This window comes from Actinophytocola sp. (assembly GCF_050699915.1).
In the GTDB taxonomy this organism is placed as follows: Bacteria; Actinomycetota; Actinomycetes; order Mycobacteriales; family Pseudonocardiaceae; genus Actinophytocola.
In genome coordinates, this window is record NZ_JBOHGA010000104.1 from 1 (window position 1) to 20,674 (window position 20,674).

Genomic DNA, 20,674 nt, shown 5'->3' on the forward strand with positions numbered 1-20,674 from the left:
CGCCGGCACCTGCCGCGCCGGCTGGCCGTGGTGGGGCGCGACGTGGCGGAGCTGGCTGGTGCGCTGGACACCGCGCTGGAGACGGCGATGGGGGAGCCGTCGCCGGATCGACCGGTGGCGCCGCTGTTGTTCGCGTTCTGCGGGCAGGACGCCGTGCGCGCCGGGATGGCGGCGGAGCTCTACCCGGAGTTCCCGGTGGTGCGGGCCGTGCTCGACGAGTGCGAGAACGTGCTGCCGGGCCTGCTGGACCAGCTTCGCGGCGACGAGGTCCGCGACGTGCAGCCGGCGTTGTTCGCGTTCCAGGCGGCGCTGGTGGAGCTGTGGCGTTCGGTGGGCGTCGAGCCGGCCGTGGTCGCGGGGCACAGCCTCGGCGAGTACGGGGCGCTGTACGCGGCCGGTGCGCTGTCTCTTGTGGACGGTCTGCGGATCACCGCGGCCCGCGGCGCGGCGATGCGGGCGACGGAACCCGGCGGCATGGTGGTCGTCAACGCCGGCGAGGCGGTCGCCGGCCGGATCGCGGCGGACAGTGGCACCGAGCTCGCGGCGGTGAACGCGCCGGACGTGTGCGCGCTGAGCGGCCCGCCGGATGCGGTGGCGCGAGCGGTCGAGCTGGCCGGTGCGCGGCGCGTGGCGTGCGTGCGGCTGGGCGCCGACCGCGCCTTCCATTCGTCGTTGATCGAGCCGGCCGCGGCCGAGCTGGCGCGGCAGGCAGTCGAGCTGCGCCCGTTACTGCTGCCGATGATCAGCGGGCTCGACGGTCGGGTGTTGCCCGCCGGCCACCGGGTGGATGTCGACTACCTGTGCCGCCAGGCGCGTGAACCGGTTCGGTTCGACCGTGTCATGTCCACTGTGGACCGATCGGACGTGGTGGAGATAGGACCGGCGGACGGCCTCACCCGGCTCGGCCGCCGCGGTGCGCGTGGCCGCTGGCTGCCGACCCTGCCCCGGCAGGGCGCGTTCCTCGGGGCGGTCGGGACGATGTACGGCCGCGGGGTGGACGTGAACTGGGGTGCGCTGCCGATGGACGGACGGAGGATCCCGTTGCCCGGCTATCCGTTCCGCAAGCAACGCTTCCCGGCGGTCGCCGAGGCCGGTGTCGTCGGGGCCGGTGTCGTCGAGGATGGCGTCCTCGACGACGTCCGCCGAATGACCGCCCGGCTGCTGGGCACGGACCTGGCGGCGGTCGACCCCGACCGCACGTTCGTGGAGATGGGCGGGGACTCCCTGTCGCTGATGAACCTGACCCGCGAACTGGACGAGTCGGTGGGCGTCCGCGTACCGATCCGCCACCTCTTCGACGACGCCGACACACCGGCGAAGCTGGCCGCCCTGATCGGCCCCCGCCGGCAGCAGCCCGTCGAGGACGCCCAGCCGCAGGCCGCCGCCCCGCCCGAGCCGGCCCCGAGCGCACCCGACCAGGCCGAACGAGCGCCGGACCCGGCGACCGCCTCGGCGCCTGTCCAACCGGGTGGCGGCGACCTGCAGGCGACCGTCGACCGGCAGCTCGCCCTCGCCGAGAAGATGGTCGACCAGGTCACCGCGCTGATGTCGGAACAGCTGGCGGCGCTCAGCAAGTCCTCGACGGCAGTCGCGCCACCACCCGCGCCCGCCGCTCCGGCCACCCGACCCGCACCGGCAACTCCGCCTTCGGCGCCCGCCACGCCACTCCCGGCGCCGACCGGTTCACCGCCGGCACCTGCCACACCGACCAGCACCTCGGCGTCCGCCCGCTCAGTTCTGACGGACGAGCCCGGCGGATGCGACTTCAGCCTCTACTTCTTCGGCGACTACCCCGACCAGGACCAGACCGACAAGTACCGGCTCATCACCGAGGCCGCGCGATTCGCCGACCGGCGGGGGTTCCACGCGGTCTGGCTGCCCGAGCGGCACTTCCACTCCTTCGGCGCGCTCTTTCCCAACCCCTCCGTGCTGGCTGCCGCGCTCGCGACGCAGACCGAGCGGATCCGGCTGCACGCCGGCTCCGTCGTCCTGCCGCTGCACCACCCGGTCCGGGTCGCGGAGGAGTGGTCGGTCGTCGACAACCTGTCCGGCGGCCGGGTCGGGCTCTGCGTCGCGAGTGGTTGGCACGCCAAGGACTTCGTGCTCGCCCCCGAGAACTTCGGGCGGCACCGGGACCTGATGTACACCCACCTCGACACGGTTCGCCGGTTGTGGGCGGGGGAGTCGGTGACCGCGACGTCCGGGTCCGGCGACGAGGTCGACGTGCGGCTCTACCCGCGTCCACTCCAGGAGCGGCCGCCGATGTACGTGGCGGTCGTCGGCAACCCGGACAGCTACCGGCGCGCCGCCGAGAACGACCTCGGCATCGTCACGAACCTCATGTCGCAGAGCGTCGAGCAACTCGCCGAGAACATCGCCCGCTACCGAAGCACCCGCGCCGAGCGCGGCCTCGGGCCCGGGCGCGTCGTCGTCCTCGTGCACACCTACGTCGGCGAGGATCTCGACCGGGTGCGCGCGGAGGCGTTCGAGCCGTTCTGTGGCTACCTGCGCTCGTCGCTGTCGCTGTTCGACCAGGTCACCACGAGCCTGGGCGTCGAGATCGACCTCGAGAACACCCCGGCCGAGGACGTCGACTTCCTGCTCGGCCAGGCCTACCGGCGCTACTGCGGCACCCGCGCACTGATCGGCACCAAGGAGAGCTGCGCCGCGGTGGTCGCCGAGCTGCGCGCCGCCGGCGCCGACGAGATCGCCTGCTTCGTCGACTTCGGCGTACCCACCGACCGCGTGCTCGCCGCACTGCCCACTTTGGACGAGCTCAGGGTCGCCACCGCCGAGCGGCGCGCCCCACTCACCTCCGCGCAACGCCGAATCTGGTTCCTCGACCGGCTCTACCCGAACCAGACGATCTACCACGAGCCCAAGGCGATCCGGTTCACCGGCCCGCTGGACGAAGCCGCACTGCGCGGGGCGTTGGCCCGGGTCGTCGAGCGGCAGCCCGCCCTGCGCACGGTCTTCCGCGACGAGGGCGGCGAGCCGTACCGCACCGTGCTGCCGCGGGCCACAGTGGACTGTCCACTGGTCGACGGCTCGCGCGGCACGGAGGCGGACGCGCTGCGCGAGGCGTTGCGCACCACCGGTCGTGAGGTGTTCGACCTCGCGACCGGACCGCTCGTCGCCGCGCGGCTGGTGCGGCTGTCGGCCGAGGAGCACCTGCTCTTCCTCTCCGCACACCACATCGTGTTCGACTCCTCGTCGACCGCCGTGCTCGTCCGCGATCTCGCCGCGTACTACCGGTCGTGGCCCGCGGAGCCCGACGACCTGCCGGCGCTCCCGGACTTCGCCGACCCGGACCCCACGGCCGGCGAGGACGACGTCGCGTTCTGGCGGGCACACCTCGCCGGCGCCGCCACTCTCGAGCTGCCCACCGACCGTCCCCGGCCGGCGAACCGGACCGGCGCCGGTGCCGGCTTCTCCAACGAGCTCGACGGCGAGGTCGTCGAGCGGCTGCGCGACGTCGCGCAGCGGAGTGGCGTCACCATGTTCATGGCCGTGCTCGGCGCGATCGCCGCGGTGCTCGGGCGGTTCGGTGGGCAGGACGACATCGTGCTCGGCACCGCGCTACGCAACCGGCCGCGCGAGGCGAACGACCTGGTGGGCCTGTACCTCGACACGATCCCGCTGCGTGTCGACCTCTCCGGCGACCCGGGCTTCGTGGATCTCGCCCGCCGCGTCCGGAACACCACCACCGACGCGTACGAGCACCGCGGGGTGCCGTTCGACGAGCTGGTCGGCATCCTCAACCCGAATCGGGACCCGGGCCGCAACCCGCTGTTCGGGGTGATGGTCGAGTACGAGAACGAGTCGAGCGTCGAGTTCGACCCGCCGCGGCTGGCGGCCGCGATCCTCGACGTGCCGGCCGACCGCGCGCCGTTCGACCTCTCGCTCTACCTCACCCGGCACGTCGGTGGCCTCCGGATCGCGGTCGAGTACGACACCGACCTGTTCACCGAGGGCACCGTGCGGCGACTGCTGGCCAACCTGGAGGCGGTGCTGCGTCGCGCGACCGGCGAGCCGGCGGTCCCGCTGTCCGAGCTGACCCGGCCGACCGATGCGGACCGCACCGACCTCGCGCGCTGGCGGGGAGAGGTTCGCGACGCGCCGGCTTGCCTGCACCGGCTCGTCGAGGACCAGGTCGACCGGACACCGGAGGCGACGGCGCTCGTCGCCGGGCCGTCGACGGTGACCTACCGCGAGCTGGACGACCGGGCCAACCAGCTCGCGAACTGGCTGCTGGCGAACGGCATCAGGCGTGGTGACCTGGTGGCCGTGCGGCTGGACCGCGGACCCGACCTCATCACGGTCCTGCTCGCGGTGCTCAAGGCCGGCGCGGCCTACCTGCCGATCGATCCCGGCCTGCCCGAGGCCCGCGTCGACCTGGTGCTGGCGGACAGCGGAGCCAAGCTGGTCGTCACCGCCGCCTCGCTGCCCGGTGCGGGCGCGCGCGGGCCGGCCACGCGTCCGTCCACTTCGGTCGGTCCGGACGATCTCGCCTACTGCATCTACACGTCCGGATCGACCGGCCGCCCCAAGGGTGTTCTCGTGCCGCACCGCGGACCGGCGAACGTGGTGCGCTGGCAGCTGGCCCAACACCGTCCACTGCGGACGTTGCAGTGGACCTCGCCCGCGTTCGACGTGAGCGCTCAGGAGATCTTCAGCACCCTTGCCTCGGGCGCGAGCCTCGTGCTCGTCGACGAGGAGGTGCGCCACGAACCCGCCGCGCTCGCCGAGCTGGCACGCGCGGCGCGGGTGGAGCGGCTGTTCATGCCGTACACGCCGCTGAAGTACCTGATGGAGTCCCGACCGAACCTCCCGGACCTCGAGATGATCGTCTCGGCGGGTGAGCCGCTCGTGCTCACGCCGGCACTTCGCCGGTTCCTCGCGCACCAGCCGGACTGCGCGCTGGTCAACCAGTACGGTCCGACAGAGGGATCGATCATCGTGACCGCCCAGCAGGTCGATCCCACCGCCGCGGACCGTCCGCCCATCGGCGTGCCGATCGACGGGGTCACCGTCGACGTCCTCGATGCGGGCCGGCCGGTGCCGGTCGGCGCGACGGGCGAGATCCACCTCGGCGGACTCGCCGTCGCCGACGGCTACCTCGGCCGCCCGGCCGAGACCGCCGCGACGTTCGTCGCGGACCCGGCGCGCCCGGGCTCCCGCGTCTACCGCACCGGTGACCTCGGCCGATGGCGTGCCGACGGCACCCTCGAGTTCCTCGGCCGGCGCGACGACCAGGTCAAGATCCGCGGCTACCGGGTGGAGCCGGGTGAGACCGAATGGGCGCTCGCCGAACTGCCCGAGGTGCGCGACGCGGCCGTCGTGGCCAGGACGGGCCCGTCCGGGGATCCCGAGCTGGTCGCGTACGCGGTACTCGAACCCGGCGCCGATGCCGACGCGGTCGCCCAGCGGCTGCGCGCCGTGCTGCCGCGCCAGCTCGTGCCGAACCACTGGGTAGTCGTGGACCGGCTTCCGGTCAACGCCAACGGAAAGCTCGACCGGGACCAGCTGCCCGATCCGGCCGCGATGGCCGTCGCGGGCGCCGAGCCGGAGTCGCCGCTCGAGCGGCAGCTGCACGAGCTGTGGTGCGCGGATCTCGGCCGAACCCGGGTGCCGGTCGACCGGTCGTTCTTCGCGCTCGGCGGGCACTCGCTGTCGGCCGTGCGGCTGCTGAACCGGATCACCGACCGGCTCGGCAAGGACTGCTCGATGGTCGACTTCTTCCGGCACTCCACGATCCGGGCGCTCGCCGCGCACCTCGGCGCGAGCGACACGATCGTCGACACGGTCATCGACACCGCGCCGCTGAGCGGTGCGCAGCGCAGGGCGTGGCAACGACACGGCTTACAGGCCAACCCGACCGTCTACAACGTCGCACACCGCGTGGACCTGGACGGCGACCTCGACACGGACGCGCTGCGGCGCGCGATCGAGACGCTCGTCCATCGGCACACCGCGCTGCGGATGCGCGTGGCGGACCGCGGTGGCGACCTCGTGGCGGAGATTCTCGCGCCGTTCCGGATCCCGCTCGACGTCGAGCCAATCGCCGGCAGCGACCACGATGACGACGACGTTGTCGACCACTGGTGCCGGGAGATCGTCGCCGTGCCGTTCGCGCTCGACAAGGCGCCGCTGTTCCGCTTCCGGCTCGGGCGGCGGGGACCGCGTAGCTGGGTGCTTGTCGTGGTGCTGCACCACATCGTCTGCGACGGCGCTTCCCTCGCCGTCATCTGGGCGGAGCTCGCCGAGTGCTACGCCGCGGCGCGTGCCGGGCGCGAGCCCGACCTGCTCGCCCCGGTACCGCACACCGACCACGCCCGGTGGGCGCGGGCTCACCTCACCGCCGAGCGCAGCGCGGAGCTGACGCGCTTCTGGCGCGCCGAGCTGTCCGAAGTGGACGTACAGCCGTCGCTGCCGGCGGACCGGCCGAGGCCGCCGGCGCTGTCCGGAAGTGGCGCGACGCACGAGTCGGTACTGCCGCCGGAGTTGGTTCGCGGCGTCAGCAGGCTCGCCGCCGAGGCCGGCAGCACGCCGTACGCGGTTCTCGCCACCGCGTTCGCGCGGTGGCTGTGCCGGCGGTGCGACCGGGAGGACGTGGTGTTGGCGACCTCCAGCGCCAACCGAACCAGGCCGGACCACGAACGCGTGGTCGGCATGCTCGGCGACGCCGTGCTGGTCCGGTTCCGTGCCGGCGACGGTGGGTTCGTCCAGCAGGTCCGCGACCTGTCCGCGGGCCTGTTCGCGGCGCTGGACCACCAGGACCTGCCGCTCGTGGACGTGCTCGGCCTGGTCGCGCCGGAGCTCGTCGAGCGGCCGTTCCCACCGGTCCTCTTCACGGTGGTGACGACACCGCCGCCGGAGCTGAAGCTCGACGGACTGGACTCGACAGCGGTGCGAGAGGTCGACGTGGCCGGCCTGGCCCGCACTGAGCTCTACGTCCGGGTCGTGGCGCTCGGGGACGACGTCAGGATCAACTGGGAGTACTCGACCGACCTGTTCGACCCGGAGACGATCGCCGAATGGGCCGAGAACCTGCGAGCCTTGCTCGTGCACATGACACAGGTGTCGGGCTAGTGTTCGATCATCGGCGGGGCGTGAGGAGGCGGTGGTGACCTTCGCGGAGTACGTGCGCGAGAACTGGATCACGATCGTCAACGACACGATCCTGCACTTCGACGTGACCTTGGGCGCGGTCGCGATCGCGATGGTCATCGGCGTGGGCCTCGGCATGCTCACCTACCGGCACTCGACGCTCGCCGCGCTGGCCACGACGACCACCGGCGCCTTCCTGACCATCCCGTCGGTCGCGCTGCTCGGCGTGCTCATCGCGCCGTTCGGTCTCGGCGTGCTACCGGTGCTCGTGGCGCTGGTGGTCTACGCGTTGCTGCCGATCACGCGGAACACCATCGTGGGTCTGCAGGAGGTGGACCCGGCCGTGGTGGAGGCGGGCCGCGGCATGGGCCTGAGCAGGACCCGGGTGCTCTGGGACCTGCGGCTCCCGCTGGCCTGGCCGGTGATCTTCGCCGGGGTACGGGTCTCCACGCAGATCATCATCGGGATCGCGGCCATCGGCGCCTGGGTGAAGGGCCCCGGACTGGGCAACCAGATCTTCAACGGGCTCGGCCGGTTCGGCGGCGCCAACTCACTCAACCAGGTGCTCACCGGCACCCTCGGCATCGTCGTGCTCGCCCTCCTGTTCGACCTGGCGCTCGCCGGCGTCGCCAAGTACACGACCTCACGGGGGCTACGTGCCTGAACCCACCGGCCGCCCCGGCGAGACCATCGAGCTCACCGACGTCACGAAGCGCTATCCCGGGCAGGCGGAGCCCGCCGTCGAAGCGGTGTCGATGGTCATTCCCGCCGGCGAGGTCGTCGTCCTGGTCGGACCGTCGGGCTGCGGCAAGACCACGACGATGAAGATGATCAACCGGCTGATCGAGCCGACCTCGGGCACGATCACGATCGGCGGCACCGACGTGCTCACACTCGATCCCGACCAGCACCGGCGCGACATCGGCTACGTCATCCAGCAGATCGGCCTGTTCCCGCACAAGCGGATCGAGGACAACATCGGTCTGCTGCCGAAGCGGCTCGGCTGGAGCAGGTCACGGGTCCGGGCCAGGGTCGCCGAGCTGCTGGAACTGGTCGGCCTGCCCGCGGACTACGCGCGGCGCTACCCCCGTGAGCTGTCCGGCGGTCAGCAGCAGCGGGTCGGCGTCGCCAGGGCGCTCGCGGCCGACCCGTCCGTGATGCTGATGGACGAGCCGTTCGGCGCGACCGACCCGATCACCAGGGACCACCTGCAGAACGAGTTCCTGCGGCTCCAGCGTGAGGTCCGCAAGACCATCGTGTTCGTCACCCACGACTTCGACGAGGCGCTCAAGATGGGTGACCGGATCGCCGTGCTCAGGCCGCGGTCGGTGATCGCCCAGTACGACACGCCCGAGACGATCCTGGCCGCCCCCGCCGACGACTACGTCGCCAGCTTCATCGGCGCCGGGGGACAGCTGAAGAAGCTGGCGCTGCTGCGGCTGCGCGACGTCGAGCTGGCCCCCGCACCGCGAGCCGAGGGGCTGCCGCGAATCGTGGTCGAGGCGACGGCGCGCGACGCGCTCGACCTGATGCTCGGCGAGGGCAGCGACGTCGTACTGGTCACCGACGACTTCGGCGACGACGCCAAGGTGCTCGGGTCGCTGCACCTGCAGACGGTGATGGGTACGGCCGTCGGGAAAGCCGGCCAGCCATGACGGCGTCGGTCGAGGCCGCGCGCCCGGCCAGGGCCGCACGCGGAACGGGACGGCCCCGCCGGGCAGGCCTGCTGGCGCGCCCCGCACTGCTCGTGGTGGGTCTGTTGGTGTTGTGGTTGTGGACGTGGGGACAACAACTCGACTCGATCGAGGCGCGCAACGTCAACGGCGAGGTGATCGGGTCCCAGGTGCTCGAGCACGTCGTGTTGACGTTGATCTGTACGGCGCTCACGATCGCCATCGCGATTCCACTCGGCATCGCCGTCTCGCTCTCGCGCAGCCGCGCCGGGCGGCTGGTGGTGCTCAGCCTCGGAAACCTCGGCCAGGCCATCCCGTCCATCGGTCTGATCGTCCTGCTAGCTCTCGTGATCAGCATCGGCGTCGGCACCGCGGTGATCGCCCTGGTCGCCTATGCCGTGCTGCCGGTGCTGCGCAACACCATGGTCGGCATCGAGGGCGTCGACCCGGTGCTGACCGAGGCCGCCCGCGGGATGGGGCTGTCGCGGCTCGCGGTGCTGTTCACGGTGGAACTGCCGCTCGCCGTGCCGGTCATCCTCGCCGGCGTCCGCACCGCCCTGGTACTGACCGTCGCCAGCGCACCGCTGGCCGCCCTCATCGACGGCGGCGGGCTCGGGGAGGGCCTGTTCACCGGCCTCACCTTGAACCGGCCGGTCATCAGTGTCACCTTCGGGGTGCTGGTGGCCGCGCTCGCCCTGTTCGCCGACTGGCTCGGACTGCTGGCCGAGACGTTCTTGCGACCCAAGGGAATCTGATCCGAGGAGGAAGTCCCATGCGCGGCTATTCCGTCGTCGCCGTCGTCGCCAGCCTCGCGTTGCTGGCCGCCGGCTGCACGTTGGAGGACGAGTCCACCAAGGCCGAGACCGGCGCCGGTTCCATCGAGAAGATCGACGAGCTCGGCGGGGTCGCGATCACCGTCGGGTCGAAGGAGTTCGACGAGCAGCTGGTGCTCGGCCAGATCGCGATCCTCGCGCTGCAGGCCGCCGGTGCCGATCCGGCCGACAAGACGAACATCACCGGGACGGACGCGGTCCGGCGGTCGCTCACGACCGGTCAGATCGACCTGTACTGGGAGTACACCGGCACCGCCTGGGTGTCCTTCCTCAAACAGACCGACCGGGTGACCGACCCGGAGCAGCTGTTCGACAAGGTCAAGACGCTCGACGCCGAGAACGACATCACCTGGTGGGCTCGCTCGCCGGGCAACGACACCTACGCCATCGCCGCCAACCGCGCGGCCGCGGAGGAGACCGGCATCGAGACGATCTCGGACTACGCGGCACTGGCGAAGTCCAACCCGGAGGCGGCCTCGACATGCATGGGCCCGGAGTTCAACAGCCGTGACGACGGCCTGCCCGGCTTGAGCGAGATGTACGGCTTCACGCTGCCGAAGGCGCAGCGGCACGAGGTCAACGACGCCGTCGTCTACACCGAGATCGGCTCGGGAAAGACCTGTGACTTCGGCTCGGTGGCGTCGACCGACGGCCGGATCCCCGCGCAGGACCTGGTGGTGCTGAAGGACGACAAGTCGTTCTTCCCAATCTACAACCCGGCGATCACGATCCGCTCCGAGCTCGCGACGAAGTACCCCGGCCTCGAGGACGTCTTCACCCCGATCGCCGAGGCGCTCGACGACAAGACGCTGCTCGCGCTGAACGAACGAGTCAGCGTCGAGGGCGCCGCACCGGCCAAGGTGGCGGCGGACTGGCTGCGGGACAAGGGCTTCATCGGCTGAGATCGCGCGCACAGCAAACCGGCAGGCCCGCTTCGTGCTGCGGGCCTGCCGGTGATGCCGACCACGTCCGGGCGTTCGTGCCCGGTGCATGGACTCCTAGATCAGATGATGGTGACGCCGGTGGCCTGCGGGCCCTTCTGGCCCTGGCCCACCTCGAACTGCACGCGCTGGTTCTCCTCGAGCGACTTGAAGCCGGCGCCCTGGATCTCCGAGTAGTGCACGAACACGTCGGCGCTACCGTCCTCGGGGGCGATGAAGCCGAAGCCCTTCTCGGAATTGAACCATTTCACGACACCCTGGGCCATGATTACTCCTCAGACAAGCGATGGTGAGCGGAACACCGCGGGGCACGGCGAGCCGGGTTGTCTGCGACGGGCCGCTCCAACCTGCTTGGAGAAGTACAACGCCCGCACAAAACGTTTCGCGAGCGCACAGAATACGAACACAAAACTAACGACCAGCAGCAGCTTACACGATCACCCGGCGGCGAGCTAACCGCGTCGATGCCGTGCCGGTTCGACAGCCAGTCAGCCCGGCAGGCGCACGACGTCGGCGAGCACCGTGCCGCGCTTCGGCATCCTCGCCGGGTCGGGGCTGTCGTAGACCACGAGGAGCTCGTCGCCGGGAAGCACGGCGATGCCCTCGGCGTGGTCGGTGCCCGTGCCGAAGGGCAGGTCGAGCTCGTGGTGCAGCTCCGAGCGGTGGACCACCTCGGGTGCGTCGATCAGGGCGGCGCCGCGCCATCGGTAGACCCGGACCGGCCCGTCCAGAGCCATCGAGGGGCCGGCGAGGATCAGCAGGTCGTCGCCGTGCCGGCAGAGGTCGCGGACTCCCAGGCCGTCGAGGTCGAGGAAGTGCTTGCGATACCGCGCGTCGCCGTCGAGCGGAGCCAACGACAACTCCCCGTCCTTCTCGCGTGGCGCGAGTTCGAGCACCGCCGCCCAGCCGCGCAGCACGGGACCGCGCAGCCCCACGAACAGTCGTTCCCGGCCCGGCCGGCCGTCCACCGCGACGCCTTCGATGTCGAACCCGTTGTCCTTGCCCGGAATGGCGAGGAACGGCGCGAGGTGTTCGTCGTCGTCGAGCAGGTCGAGGATCCCCGGCTTGCCCAGCGCCGCACTGTGGTGCCCGTCCGGGGTCTCCGTGACCGGTTGCCCGTCGGCGATGGCCAGGCGCGCCAGGACTCGCCGGCCCGGCTCCTTGCTCACCCGGGCCAGCCGGCTCGCCGCCTTGGTGTCGGAGTGGTCCGACTTGATCTTCTTGCGCTTGCTGCTGTGCGAGCCGACGGCCCAGAGATAGGGGCCGTGGCGAGCGAGTCCTTCGACGTCGACCTCGTCGCCCGGCTCGCCGGGCAGCGTCACGACGTCGGCGAGGTCGAAGGTCACGTGGTCGGCGTACTCGCCGGTGTCGGTGAGGCTGAAGCGTTCCACCGTCGCGGTCTCGTCGCCGGCCACCCAGAGGAAGTCGCCGTCGGTGCGCACCGCCGACAGGTTGGTGTGTGTCGCGGACTCCACGGCCTCACTGCCGAACCGGAGCGAGACGCGGCGCTCGATGTCCATCTGATCTTTCTACCAGCGTTGACGTCAGGCGTCGCGTGGGGCGACCAGGCCGGACTCGTACGCGAAGACGACGAGCTGCGCGCGGTCGCGGGCGTGGAGTTTGGTCATGGCCCGGTTGATGTGGGTCTTCGCGGTCAGCGGGCTGATCACCATGCGGTCGGCGATCTGGTCGTTCGACAGGCCCCGCGCGACCAGGACGACGGCCTCGCGTTCGCGGTTGGTCAGCTCCTTCAGCCGCGCGTCGGCAACGGGTCCGGGCGGCTGGGTGACGTACCGGTCGATCAGCTTGCGGGTGATCGACGGTGCCAGCAGGGCGTCACCGCGCGCGGCGACGCGGACCGCGTGCAGGAAGTCCTCGGGGTGGATGTCCTTGACCAGGAACCCGGCCGCGCCGGCCCGCAGGGCGTCGAAGACGTACTCGTCGAGCCCGTAGTTGGTCAGGATGACGACGTGCACCCGCGCCAGGGCCGGGTCCGCGGCGATGCGCCGAGTCGCCTCGATGCCGTCGACGAGCGGCATCTGGATGTCCATGACCGCGATGTCGGGCACGTGTTCCCGGGCCAGCGCCAAGCCCTCGCTACCGTCGGCGGCCTCGGCCACCACCTCGATGTCGTCCTCGACGTCGAGCAGCGCCCGGAACCCGCTGCGGATGAGCGGTTGGTCGTCGACCAGCAGGACACGGATCATGACGTCTGGTCCGCTGCTCGGTCCGCACTGTCGACGGGAGGCTCGGCGTCGACGGGATGCTCGGCGGCGACGGGAAGTTCGGCTCGAACGGCGAAGCCGCCCTCGCCGCGTGGTGCGGCCTCCAGCCGACCGCCGAGCGCGGTCACCCGTTCGCGCATCCCGAGCAGCCCGACGCCGTGTACCGGCGCGCTGTCCGGCGTCGCCGTGCCGTCGTCTTCGACCCTGATGACCAGCGCGTCGGGCTGGTAGTCGATGTGGACCGTCGCGGTGGCGGCGCCGGCGTGCCGGACGACGTTGGTCAGCGACTCCTGAACGATGCGGTACGCGGTCCGGTCCACCGCGGCCGGCACGTCTCGGCTGCCTTCGATCGTCAGCGTCGCGTCCAGCCCGGCCGAGCGGGCCCGCTGCACCAGGTTCGGGATCTGGCCGATGCCACGCGGTGGGTTCGGGTCGTCGTCGCGCAGCGCCTCCAGCGTCGCTCGCAGCTCCCGGGCCGCCTCCCGACCGGCCTCCCGGATCGCCAACAGCGCCTCCGGCACCTGTTCACCTCGCTTGCGGGCCAGGTGGACGGCGACCTCGGCCTGCACCTTGATCACGGAGATCTGGTGGGTGAGTGAGTCGTGCAGCTCGCGTGCCAGATGCAGCCGCTCCTCGTCGGCGCGCCGTCGCGCGGTCTCCTCGCGGGTGCGCTCGGCCTCGTCCGCGCGCCGCTCGGCCTGCCGCAGCGCCTCACCCGCCGCACCGGCGGCGATCAGCCAGGCGATCTCGAGGGCGCCGCGGGCCTGCGTCATCGCCTCGCTCAGGGACGCGTCGCGAGCCGACACCAGGATCGCGAGCGGCAGCGCGACGAGCAAGATCACCGAACCCGCCACCGTGAGGATCCGGTGCCCCGCCCGTACCGCGGCGTACACCGCGAACAGGTACGCGACAGCTGGCACGTCGAAACCGGCGGCTTGCTGCCCCAGCGCGCACGACCCCGTCACGACCAGCACGGTGACCGGAGCCCGGTGATGCGCGGCCAGCGCCACACCACCGGCGACCAGCAGCGCGTAGCCCAGCGGGACGGCGCTCGTGGCGGGGTGCTGGCCCGACAGTCCGGCGACCAGCTGGGTGATCGCCACGCCGGCGGCGATCACCCAGTCCCGGACGCCGATCCGTTCCCTGCTCACGCCTCGGACCCTAACCGGAGGTCGCCGCGGAGACCTCCTGCGCACAGGGGATCAGCTGCCTACCGCGGCCGCGGTATCCGCACGGTTCCTACCGCGTTCGCGGCAGCCGCGTGCGGCGTCAGCGGCAGCGCGAACTGCCTGCGTTCGCCAGACGACCGGCCATGGGCCGGGCGGCCATCATCGGCGACATCCGTATTCGAGACGAAAAGGGAGAACCCGATGTTCATCAACCTGTCCGCCGCCGCCGACACCTACGCCCTGACCTCCGGCCGGCTCGTGGCCAGCCTCGCCGCACTGATGGCGCTGGCCGGCGTGATCGTCGGCGGCATCGCCCTGGCGCGCGCCGCCAGACACGGCGCGACCAGCGGCGGGCGACGAGCACCCATCGTCGCCCTGGCCTCGGGGCTGGCCGGTGTGCTCGCCGGCGGGCTGGTCGTGGCCGCCGCCGACGGCGGACCCGGCTCCGGCTCCGGAATTGTCGGTGGCTTCGTGGCGCTCGTCCTCGGGCTGGTCGCCGTCGTCCTCGGCGGGCTGGCCCGCGCTCGCTCCCGCCACGCCGTCTGACCCGCCACGGACGAGCATCCGGTGCGACGAAGGCGGCTCAGGCGGCCGGCTGGAAGAGCTCGACGACGTTGCCTGCCGGGTCCTGAAGGAGGATCTGCCGGCCGCCGGGGCCCGACACGATGTCGTTGCGGAACGTGAGGCCCGCCGCGCGGAGTCGGGCGACCTCGGCGGCGATGTCGTCCACGATGAGATGAATGCGGTTCCAGCCACCCGGCTCGGGTGTCGTGCCGTCGGGCATCGGCCGGCCCGCCGAGCTCTTCGGCCCGCTGAGCAGCAGCCGGAGGTTGCCGCGCAGGACGTCGGCGAACGCCGGTGCGGCGCTCATCCTGAGCGTGAACCCGAGGTGCTTGGTGTAGAAGTCGACGGCGCTCTCGACGTCGTCCACCATGTACCGGACGTTGACGAGGTCGGCATTGTGGTCGGGCATCGCGACACCTCTCAGTTCGTCGTGGTGTGCTCGATCGCGGAGAACAGGAACTGGATCCGTGACTCGAGCTCGTCGGCCGTGCGCACGAACGCCCGGTGGCCACCTTCGGCCGCCGGGTCGGGGATGCTCCAATGGGAGACCCGCGGGGAACCCGGAAACTCGGGGCAGACCTCCCGCACCCGGTCACACAGGCTGATCACGTGGTCGAACCGCTCGTCGGTGAACTCGCTGAGCGACTTCGACCGCTGGTCGCCGATGTCGATGCCACGTTCCCGCATCACCCGCACGGCGTTGGGGTGCAGCGCCTTGGGATGGCTACCCGCGCTCGCCACCTCGACCCGCGCCCCGCCGAGCCTCCCCAGCAGCGCCTCGGCCATCTGCGAACGGGAACTGTTGCCGGTGCACAGGAAGAGCACCCGCACGGGTGTCCTGTCGTCGGTCGCCGGAGCGGGCAGCTCGGCGGGCACAAGGCGCAGACCTGGGTGCAGCGCGGAGCCGGCCTGGGTGAGGAGGTCACGGCACGCGGGCAGGTCGAGGCCGTAGTACGTGTCGCGCTTGTCGGCCGAGCTCCGCCGCATGGTCACCAGGCCGGCGGCGCGCAGCTGGCGCAGGTGGTAGGAGGTCAGGCTCTGTCGCTGGTCGAGCAGCTCGGTGAGCTCGCGGACCGGTCGGTCGCCGCGCGCGAGCTCGCTCAACAACCGCCACCGCAGCGGATGTCCGGTGAGTCGCAGGAAGCCGGGCGGTGGCGCCGACACGTCCGGTTCGGGCTTGGCGCGCATGACAGGAGAATACATCAATCCAGATTGATTGGTATCGCGCGTCGTGATCGTCGGGTGCGCGCGACCATGACGACGGCTCGTCCGCCGAGTCCGACCGCGAACATCACCACACCGGCCAGCACCGACTGCCAGGGCAACGTCACCACGAGGACCAGGCAGCCGACGAGCCCGAGGGCGTTGAGCCAGCGGGGCCACCGTCGCTGTTCGCTCGGCTGGGTGAAGGCCGCGGCGTTGGCGATGGCGTAGTAGACCAGCACGCCGAACGACGAGAAGCCGATCACGTCGCGCAGGTCCACGATGGCCACCGCCGCGCCGACCACGACCGCGAGCGCGATCTCCGCGTGGTGTGGAACCCGGTGGCGGGGGTGCACCGCGGCCAGCCAGCCGGGCAGGTCGCGGTTGCGGGCCATGGCGAGGCTCGTGCGCCCGACACCGGCGATCAGGGCCAGGAGCGCGCCCAGTGCGGCCAAGGTCGCACCGGCGCGCACCACCGGAGCCAGCCCGCCGGCGCCCGCGGCGTCGACAGCGGTCGTGAGCGGCGCGCTGCCGGCCGCGAGCTGCTCCGGACCCGCGGCCAGCAGTGCCGCCGCGCCCACGACGAGATAGACTGCGGCGGTGACGAAGAAGGCGATCGGGATGGCGCGCGGAATGGTGCGCTGTGGATCCCGGACCTCTTCGCCCATGGTGGCGATGCGGGCGTAGCCGGCGAACGCGAAGAACAACAACCCGGCGGCCTGGAGAATCCCGTACACGCCACCGGTGTCGAGGACCCCGCCCAGACTGGCCGAGCCGGCGCGGCCGCCGACCGCGATCCCGACCACGACCGCCGTCAACGCGACAAGGCTCGCCGCGACCAGGACCCGGGTCAACAGCGCGGTCCTGGTGACGCCTCGGTAGTTGAGCGCGGCCAGGCCGACGACGGCTACCACCGCGACGGCCCGCTGCGCCCAGGCCGGGCCGGGAACGGCGTAGGTGGCGAAGGTGAGCGCCATGGCCGCGCACGAGGCCGTCTTGCCGATCACGAACCCCCATCCGGCCGTGAAGCCCCACCAGTGCCCGAGCCGCTCCCGGCCGTAGACGTAGGTGCCGCCCGACATCGGGTACACGGCCGCCAGCTGCGCGGACGCGGTGGCGTTGCAGTAGGCGATCACCGCCGCGACGGCCAGCCCGACCAGCAGCCCGCTCCCCGCCGCGCCGGCAGCCGGTCCGAACACCGCGAACACACCGGCGCCGACCATCGAACCCAGGCCGATGACCACCGCGTCACCGGTGCCCAGCCGCCGCGCGAGCGGACCGGTGTCGGAGCCGTCGGCCGCTGGTCGAGTGGCCCCGACGTCGCGACTCACACGAGTGCTCGTCTCACCGGTCTCTCCGGTGCTGGACCGAAGTACAGGCGTGAGGTGAGCTCGGCACGGCTGTGCACGGTCAGCTTGGCGAAGATGCTCTTGACATGGTCGCCGACGGTGTGGCTGGACAGCCGCAGCAGCCGGGAGATCTCGCCGTTGGTGTGGCCGTTGGCGAGCAGCTGGACGATCTCCCGCTCGCGGACGGACAGGCCGTAGGCCTCGACCACGAGGCGGGCGAGCTCCGCCGGCCGGGTGGGCTCGATGACGACGGAGACGAGGGTGCCGCCGTACGGTTCGGCGTGCAGGGTCAGCCAGCGACCGTTGCGGGAGCACACCCGGATCGACGCCATCTCCCCGCTCGCGTGCGCCTGCTGGGCGATCCTGGCCACGTGCCAGTCGGCGTTGTCCAGCTCGCTGAGCCAGCGGGCGGCGACCGGCGAGCGATGGAGGGTCCGGTCCGGTCGGGTCAGGTCGATGACCTGCACGCCGGGCGCGGAGTCGGGTGGGGCGTCGACCGCGTCGAGCAGCAGCGTGCGCCGGATGCCGTCGGCGAGCGTCCGGCCGAGCGAGGCGACGAAGCCGGCTTCCTCGGCGGAGAAGTCGGGCGACCCGCCGTCGCGGAAGAGGTTCACCACGCCCCACGGGACGCCCCGGTCCCTGATCACGACGCGTAGCTCGCGGGCGAGGCCGAGCGGCATCAGCACGTCGCGGTAACGGGCGCTGCGTGCCGGGTTCCCTCCGGTGGCCTCGTGCAGCGTCGCCGCGCCGAAAGGGTCGCCCGCGAGAGCGGACACCGCGTTGACGTTGTCCCGGCTGGCCTCGATCGCGAAGAACCTGGTGAGGACGTCCGGCGTGGGACGGAGGCTGTGGTGGGCGAAGGTCTCCTGCAGCGTGCCGGGATCCAGGCTGTTCAGGCAGTACGCGTCGCTGGGCACCGCCCGGGCCAGGACGGGCGCCGCGCCGGCGAACAGGTCGGGCAGGGACCGGGCGGTGGCGCACGCGTCCTCGATCGCCGCTCTGGCCGCGTCGTGGGACTTCACCGGTCGAGTATCGCCGAGCCACCGGCGGGGGAGAACCCCCGGAAACGCGGGATGGCGCCGCTCGCGCGTCGCCACGCAGGATCGGTGACCAGGAGAACGAGGAGGAACACGATGCCTGCAACCGAACCCGTCGAACTGCACACGCTGTTCGAGGCCGCGATCAACGACAAGGACGCCGACGCGTTGATGGCGCTCTACGAGCCCGACGGCGTGGCGAAACACCTGGACGGCACGTCACGGACCGGCGAGGCCGCGCTACGCGCGATGGTCGACGAGCTGCTGAAGACGATCGAGCACATCGAGGGCGAGACCCGCAAGGTGCTCGTCGCCGGCAACATCGCCCTGATGTCGGCCAGTTGGCGCGCCCGGGTCAACACCCCGGACGGCGAAGGGCAGGCGGCCGGCACGACCGCCGAGGTCGCCAGGCGACAGCCGGACGGCACCTGGCGATGGGCCATCGACGACCCGTTGTTCGTCTGACCGGCGTCGCGGCGACACCGGGATCGATCACGGCGCGCCGGAGCCGACCGCGGCCGACAGGTGGCGGTCGATCGCGTCCCGAGCCAGCCCGAGCACCGCGGCCCGGCTGGGAGTCGGAGTTGTGCGCCCGTCGTCGGTGGCGGACGCGTCCAGGCCACGGTCGGCGGCGGCGTCGAGCGCCGCCGCCGGCTCGTGGTCGTCGAGCCGGCGCAACAGGTTGGCGAGGTTGCGCAGGGTGGTCCACTGGTGGGTCCAGTTGCCGGTGCGGGCGAAGTAGTCGATCGCCTCTCGGTAGCCGTGGAGGGCGTCGTGGACGCGGCCCGCGGTGGCGCGGACGGCGTGCAGTCCGACGGTGGCCACGCCGATGAGAAAGGTGGCGCCCGAGGCGCGGGCGAGGTCGATCGCGCGCAGGTAGTGCCGTTCGGCCTGCTCGGGGTGGCCGGCGAGGCTGTCGATCTCGCCGCCGACATAGGCGCCCCAGGCGAGCATCGTCGGGGAGAGCGCCCCGTCGATGCCGCGTCGGTTCAGGGTCCGCGCGTGGTCGAGGTCGCCGCCGTAGGCGAGGGCGAGCGCGGCGATGCCCAGGTTCTCCCGGGGAGTCGTGCTGAGCGCCATGGCGGCCAGGGAGAGCTCGACGACCTCCGGGTAGGCGCCGCGCGCCAGGGCGACCACTGATCGGACCATCAGGCACAGCCACCTGCCTCGCGTGTCGGTGGCGAGCTCGAGCCCGGCCCGGGCGAACCGCTCGGCCCGGACCTGGTCGCCACTCTGGTAGGAGGCCTCGGCCGCCGTGCCCAGTACCTGGGCCGCGCGTGGATGCGCGGCGATCGAGGAGTCGTCGGCCAGGTCGACCGCCCAGCCGCGCAGCTCGACGAGGTCGCGGTAGGTGATGGCGTCGAACAACGCGGTGACCAGGGTGACGGCGTCGTCGTGCAGGCCGCGGTCGCGGGTCAGCCGCCACGCGGCGCGCAGGTTGGGCAGCTCGCGACGCAGGAGGGCGTCGGCCGACGGCTCGCGCTCGGTGGCCACCGCCTGCTCGAAGCCGGTGGCCAGCTCGACCGCCCACCGCACCAGCACGGTCGCCGCGGCATCGTCCTCCCCGGCCGCCGCCAGCCGGTCGAGCCCGAACGCCCGCAGCGTCTCCAGCATCCGGTATCGCGTGTCCCCGGTGAACTCGGCGTCGATCATGGAGGCGTCGACGAGCCGAGACAGCGCGCGTCCCGGCTCGTCGTCGGGGATCAGGTCCGCCGCGAGCCGTTCGGCCGTGGCGAGGTCGACGCCGTCGACGAAGACCGACAGGTGCCGGAACAGCCGCTGCTCGTCCGCCGACAGCAGCCGGTAGGACCACTCGACGGTCGCCCGCAGCGTCCGGTGCCGGGCATCGGCGGCGGGCCGGCCGCCGCCGAGCAGGTCGAGCGAGCGGTCGAGCCGTGCGTGCAGGTCGGCGAGGGAGAACGTGGACAGCCGGCCGGCGGCGAGCTCGATGGCCAGCGGCATGCCGTCCAGGCGGCGGACGATGTCGGCGACGAGGCGCAGGTCCGCCGGCTCGACGGGCCGGACCCGGCCGGCGCGGTCGAGGAACACGGCGACCGACGGCACCCGGGCGAGATCGTCGGCCGTGGACTCGCGCGGGAGCCGCAGCGGGGACAGGCGAAAGGTGTACTCCTCGGCGAGGCCGAGCGGTTCGCGGCTGGTCGCGAGGATGGTCAGGCGCGGGCAGCCGGCGAGGAGGACGCCGACCAGGTCGCGGACCGCGTCGAGCAGGTGCTCGCAGTTGTCGATCACCAGCAGGCCCGGGTCTTCGCCGAGCACGGCGACGCAGGCGGCGAGGACGTCGCCGGAGGTTACGCTGAGGTTCAGCGCCGACGCCAGCGCGTGCGGGATGGCGGCCGGCGCGGTGACCGGGGCGAGCGACAGCATCGTCGCCGCGTCGCCGGGACGGGCGACCTCCAGCACCACCCTGGTCTTGCCGACCCCACCCGGCCCCACGACGGTGACTAGGCGCTCGGCCGCGAGCAGCCGGTGGATCGACGCGACCTGCGCCTCGCGGCCGATCAGCCGCGTCGCGGGCCGGGCCGGCGGCGTGGACCGGCGCGGCGGGGGAC

The 20,674-nt window shown here is 72.1% G+C and carries 16 protein-coding genes; 7 read left to right on the top strand and 9 right to left on the bottom strand.

Translation table 11 applies throughout. The features are described 5' to 3' along the window. Window positions 1–42 precede the first annotated feature (42 nt). The 5 genes from ACRDSK_RS18985 to ACRDSK_RS19005 are packed head-to-tail and all read left to right on the top strand — an operon-like array spanning window position 43 to window position 10,518. A complete protein-coding gene (locus ACRDSK_RS18985) occupies window positions 43–7,092 on the top strand; it encodes a MupA/Atu3671 family FMN-dependent luciferase-like monooxygenase (RefSeq protein WP_431442424.1) in 7,050 nt (2,349 codons plus the stop codon). 34 nt (window positions 7,093–7,126) lie between these two features. Further along, window positions 7,127–7,774 carry an ABC transporter permease gene (locus tag ACRDSK_RS18990; protein ID WP_431442425.1) on the top strand — a complete coding sequence of 216 codons (648 nt, stop codon included), beginning with the start codon at window positions 7,127–7,129 and terminating at the stop codon, window positions 7,772–7,774. Continuing rightward, window positions 7,767–8,765: an ABC transporter ATP-binding protein gene (locus ACRDSK_RS18995; RefSeq protein WP_431442426.1), complete on the top strand. Its 999-nt coding sequence runs from the start codon at window positions 7,767–7,769 to the stop codon at window positions 8,763–8,765. The genes ACRDSK_RS18990 and ACRDSK_RS18995 overlap by 8 nt, the downstream gene beginning before the upstream one ends. After that, the gene (locus ACRDSK_RS19000) at window positions 8,762–9,538 is read left to right on the top strand and encodes an ABC transporter permease (RefSeq protein ID WP_431442427.1); all 777 of its coding nucleotides are present in this window, start codon (window positions 8,762–8,764) and stop codon (window positions 9,536–9,538) included. Before ACRDSK_RS18995 ends, ACRDSK_RS19000 begins: the two co-directional genes overlap by 4 nt. Window positions 9,539–9,555: 17 nt before the next feature. After that, complete coding sequence (locus tag ACRDSK_RS19005; protein ID WP_431442428.1) at window positions 9,556–10,518, top strand: glycine betaine ABC transporter substrate-binding protein; 963 nt, start codon at window positions 9,556–9,558, stop codon at window positions 10,516–10,518. 101 nt (window positions 10,519–10,619) lie between these two features. On the opposite strand, the gene ACRDSK_RS19010 is transcribed toward ACRDSK_RS19005, so the two are convergent. From ACRDSK_RS19010 to ACRDSK_RS19025, 4 genes are all read right to left on the bottom strand, one after another. Next, window positions 10,620–10,823, bottom strand: coding sequence for a cold-shock protein (locus ACRDSK_RS19010; protein WP_431442430.1), 204 nt, complete (start codon window positions 10,821–10,823; stop codon window positions 10,620–10,622). 222 nt (window positions 10,824–11,045) lie between these two features. Then, window positions 11,046–12,077, bottom strand: a complete 1,032-nt coding sequence (locus ACRDSK_RS19015; protein WP_431442431.1) for a DUF3616 domain-containing protein — start codon at window positions 12,075–12,077, stop codon at window positions 11,046–11,048. 24 nt (window positions 12,078–12,101) lie between these two features. Beyond that, the gene (locus tag ACRDSK_RS19020) at window positions 12,102–12,764 is read right to left on the bottom strand and encodes a response regulator (RefSeq protein WP_431442432.1); all 663 of its coding nucleotides are present in this window, start codon (window positions 12,762–12,764) and stop codon (window positions 12,102–12,104) included. After that, window positions 12,761–13,933 carry a histidine kinase gene (locus tag ACRDSK_RS19025; protein WP_431442434.1) on the bottom strand — a complete coding sequence of 391 codons (1,173 nt, stop codon included), beginning with the start codon at window positions 13,931–13,933 and terminating at the stop codon, window positions 12,761–12,763. Before ACRDSK_RS19025 ends, ACRDSK_RS19020 begins: the two co-directional genes overlap by 4 nt. A gap of 219 nt (window positions 13,934–14,152) precedes the next feature. Here ACRDSK_RS19025 and ACRDSK_RS19030 point away from each other — a divergent pair, with 219 nt between their 5' ends. Beyond that, window positions 14,153–14,497, top strand: coding sequence for a DUF6223 family protein (locus tag ACRDSK_RS19030; protein WP_431442435.1), 345 nt, complete (start codon window positions 14,153–14,155; stop codon window positions 14,495–14,497). A 37-nt stretch (window positions 14,498–14,534) separates the two neighbouring features. On the opposite strand, the gene ACRDSK_RS19035 is transcribed toward ACRDSK_RS19030, so the two are convergent. Genes ACRDSK_RS19035 through ACRDSK_RS19050 form a run of 4 tightly spaced genes read right to left on the bottom strand, consistent with a single transcriptional unit; the run spans window position 14,535 to window position 18,089 of the window. Further along, the gene (locus ACRDSK_RS19035) at window positions 14,535–14,924 is read right to left on the bottom strand and encodes a VOC family protein (protein WP_431442436.1); all 390 of its coding nucleotides are present in this window, start codon (window positions 14,922–14,924) and stop codon (window positions 14,535–14,537) included. Window positions 14,925–14,935: 11 nt separating this feature from the next. Further along, entirely contained in the window at window positions 14,936–15,703 is a 768-nt protein-coding gene (locus ACRDSK_RS19040) for an ArsR family transcriptional regulator (RefSeq protein ID WP_431442437.1), read from the bottom strand. Between the two features lie 14 nt (window positions 15,704–15,717). Next, entirely contained in the window at window positions 15,718–17,049 is a 1,332-nt protein-coding gene (locus tag ACRDSK_RS19045; protein WP_431442438.1) for an APC family permease, read from the bottom strand. Then, window positions 17,046–18,089: a response regulator transcription factor gene (locus ACRDSK_RS19050; protein WP_431442439.1), complete on the bottom strand. Its 1,044-nt coding sequence runs from the start codon at window positions 18,087–18,089 to the stop codon at window positions 17,046–17,048. Before ACRDSK_RS19050 ends, ACRDSK_RS19045 begins: the two co-directional genes overlap by 4 nt. Window positions 18,090–18,200: 111 nt before the next feature. Here ACRDSK_RS19050 and ACRDSK_RS19055 point away from each other — a divergent pair, with 111 nt between their 5' ends. Beyond that, the gene (locus ACRDSK_RS19055) at window positions 18,201–18,569 is read left to right on the top strand and encodes a YybH family protein (RefSeq protein WP_431442440.1); all 369 of its coding nucleotides are present in this window, start codon (window positions 18,201–18,203) and stop codon (window positions 18,567–18,569) included. 27 nt (window positions 18,570–18,596) lie between these two features. On the opposite strand, the gene ACRDSK_RS19060 is transcribed toward ACRDSK_RS19055, so the two are convergent. Continuing rightward, window positions 18,597–20,674: ATP-binding protein (locus tag ACRDSK_RS19060; protein ID WP_431442441.1), on the bottom strand; the 2,078-nt coding region annotated here is incomplete at its 5' end.

Coding starts and splice junctions, on each gene's coding strand:
- ACRDSK_RS19040 (WP_431442437.1), bottom strand. CDS start 15,703: ATGCGCGCCAAGCCCGAACCGGACGTGTCGGCGCCACCGCCCGGCTTC.
- ACRDSK_RS19010 (WP_431442430.1), bottom strand. CDS start 10,823: ATGGCCCAGGGTGTCGTGAAATGGTTCAATTCCGAGAAGGGCTTCGGC.
- ACRDSK_RS19055 (WP_431442440.1), top strand. CDS start 18,201: ATGCCTGCAACCGAACCCGTCGAACTGCACACGCTGTTCGAGGCCGCG.
- ACRDSK_RS19000 (WP_431442427.1), top strand. CDS start 8,762: ATGACGGCGTCGGTCGAGGCCGCGCGCCCGGCCAGGGCCGCACGCGGA.
- ACRDSK_RS19030 (WP_431442435.1), top strand. CDS start 14,153: ATGTTCATCAACCTGTCCGCCGCCGCCGACACCTACGCCCTGACCTCC.
- ACRDSK_RS19035 (WP_431442436.1), bottom strand. CDS start 14,924: ATGCCCGACCACAATGCCGACCTCGTCAACGTCCGGTACATGGTGGAC.
- ACRDSK_RS19020 (WP_431442432.1), bottom strand. CDS start 12,764: ATGATCCGTGTCCTGCTGGTCGACGACCAACCGCTCATCCGCAGCGGG.
- ACRDSK_RS19015 (WP_431442431.1), bottom strand. CDS start 12,077: ATGGACATCGAGCGCCGCGTCTCGCTCCGGTTCGGCAGTGAGGCCGTG.
- ACRDSK_RS19005 (WP_431442428.1), top strand. CDS start 9,556: ATGCGCGGCTATTCCGTCGTCGCCGTCGTCGCCAGCCTCGCGTTGCTG.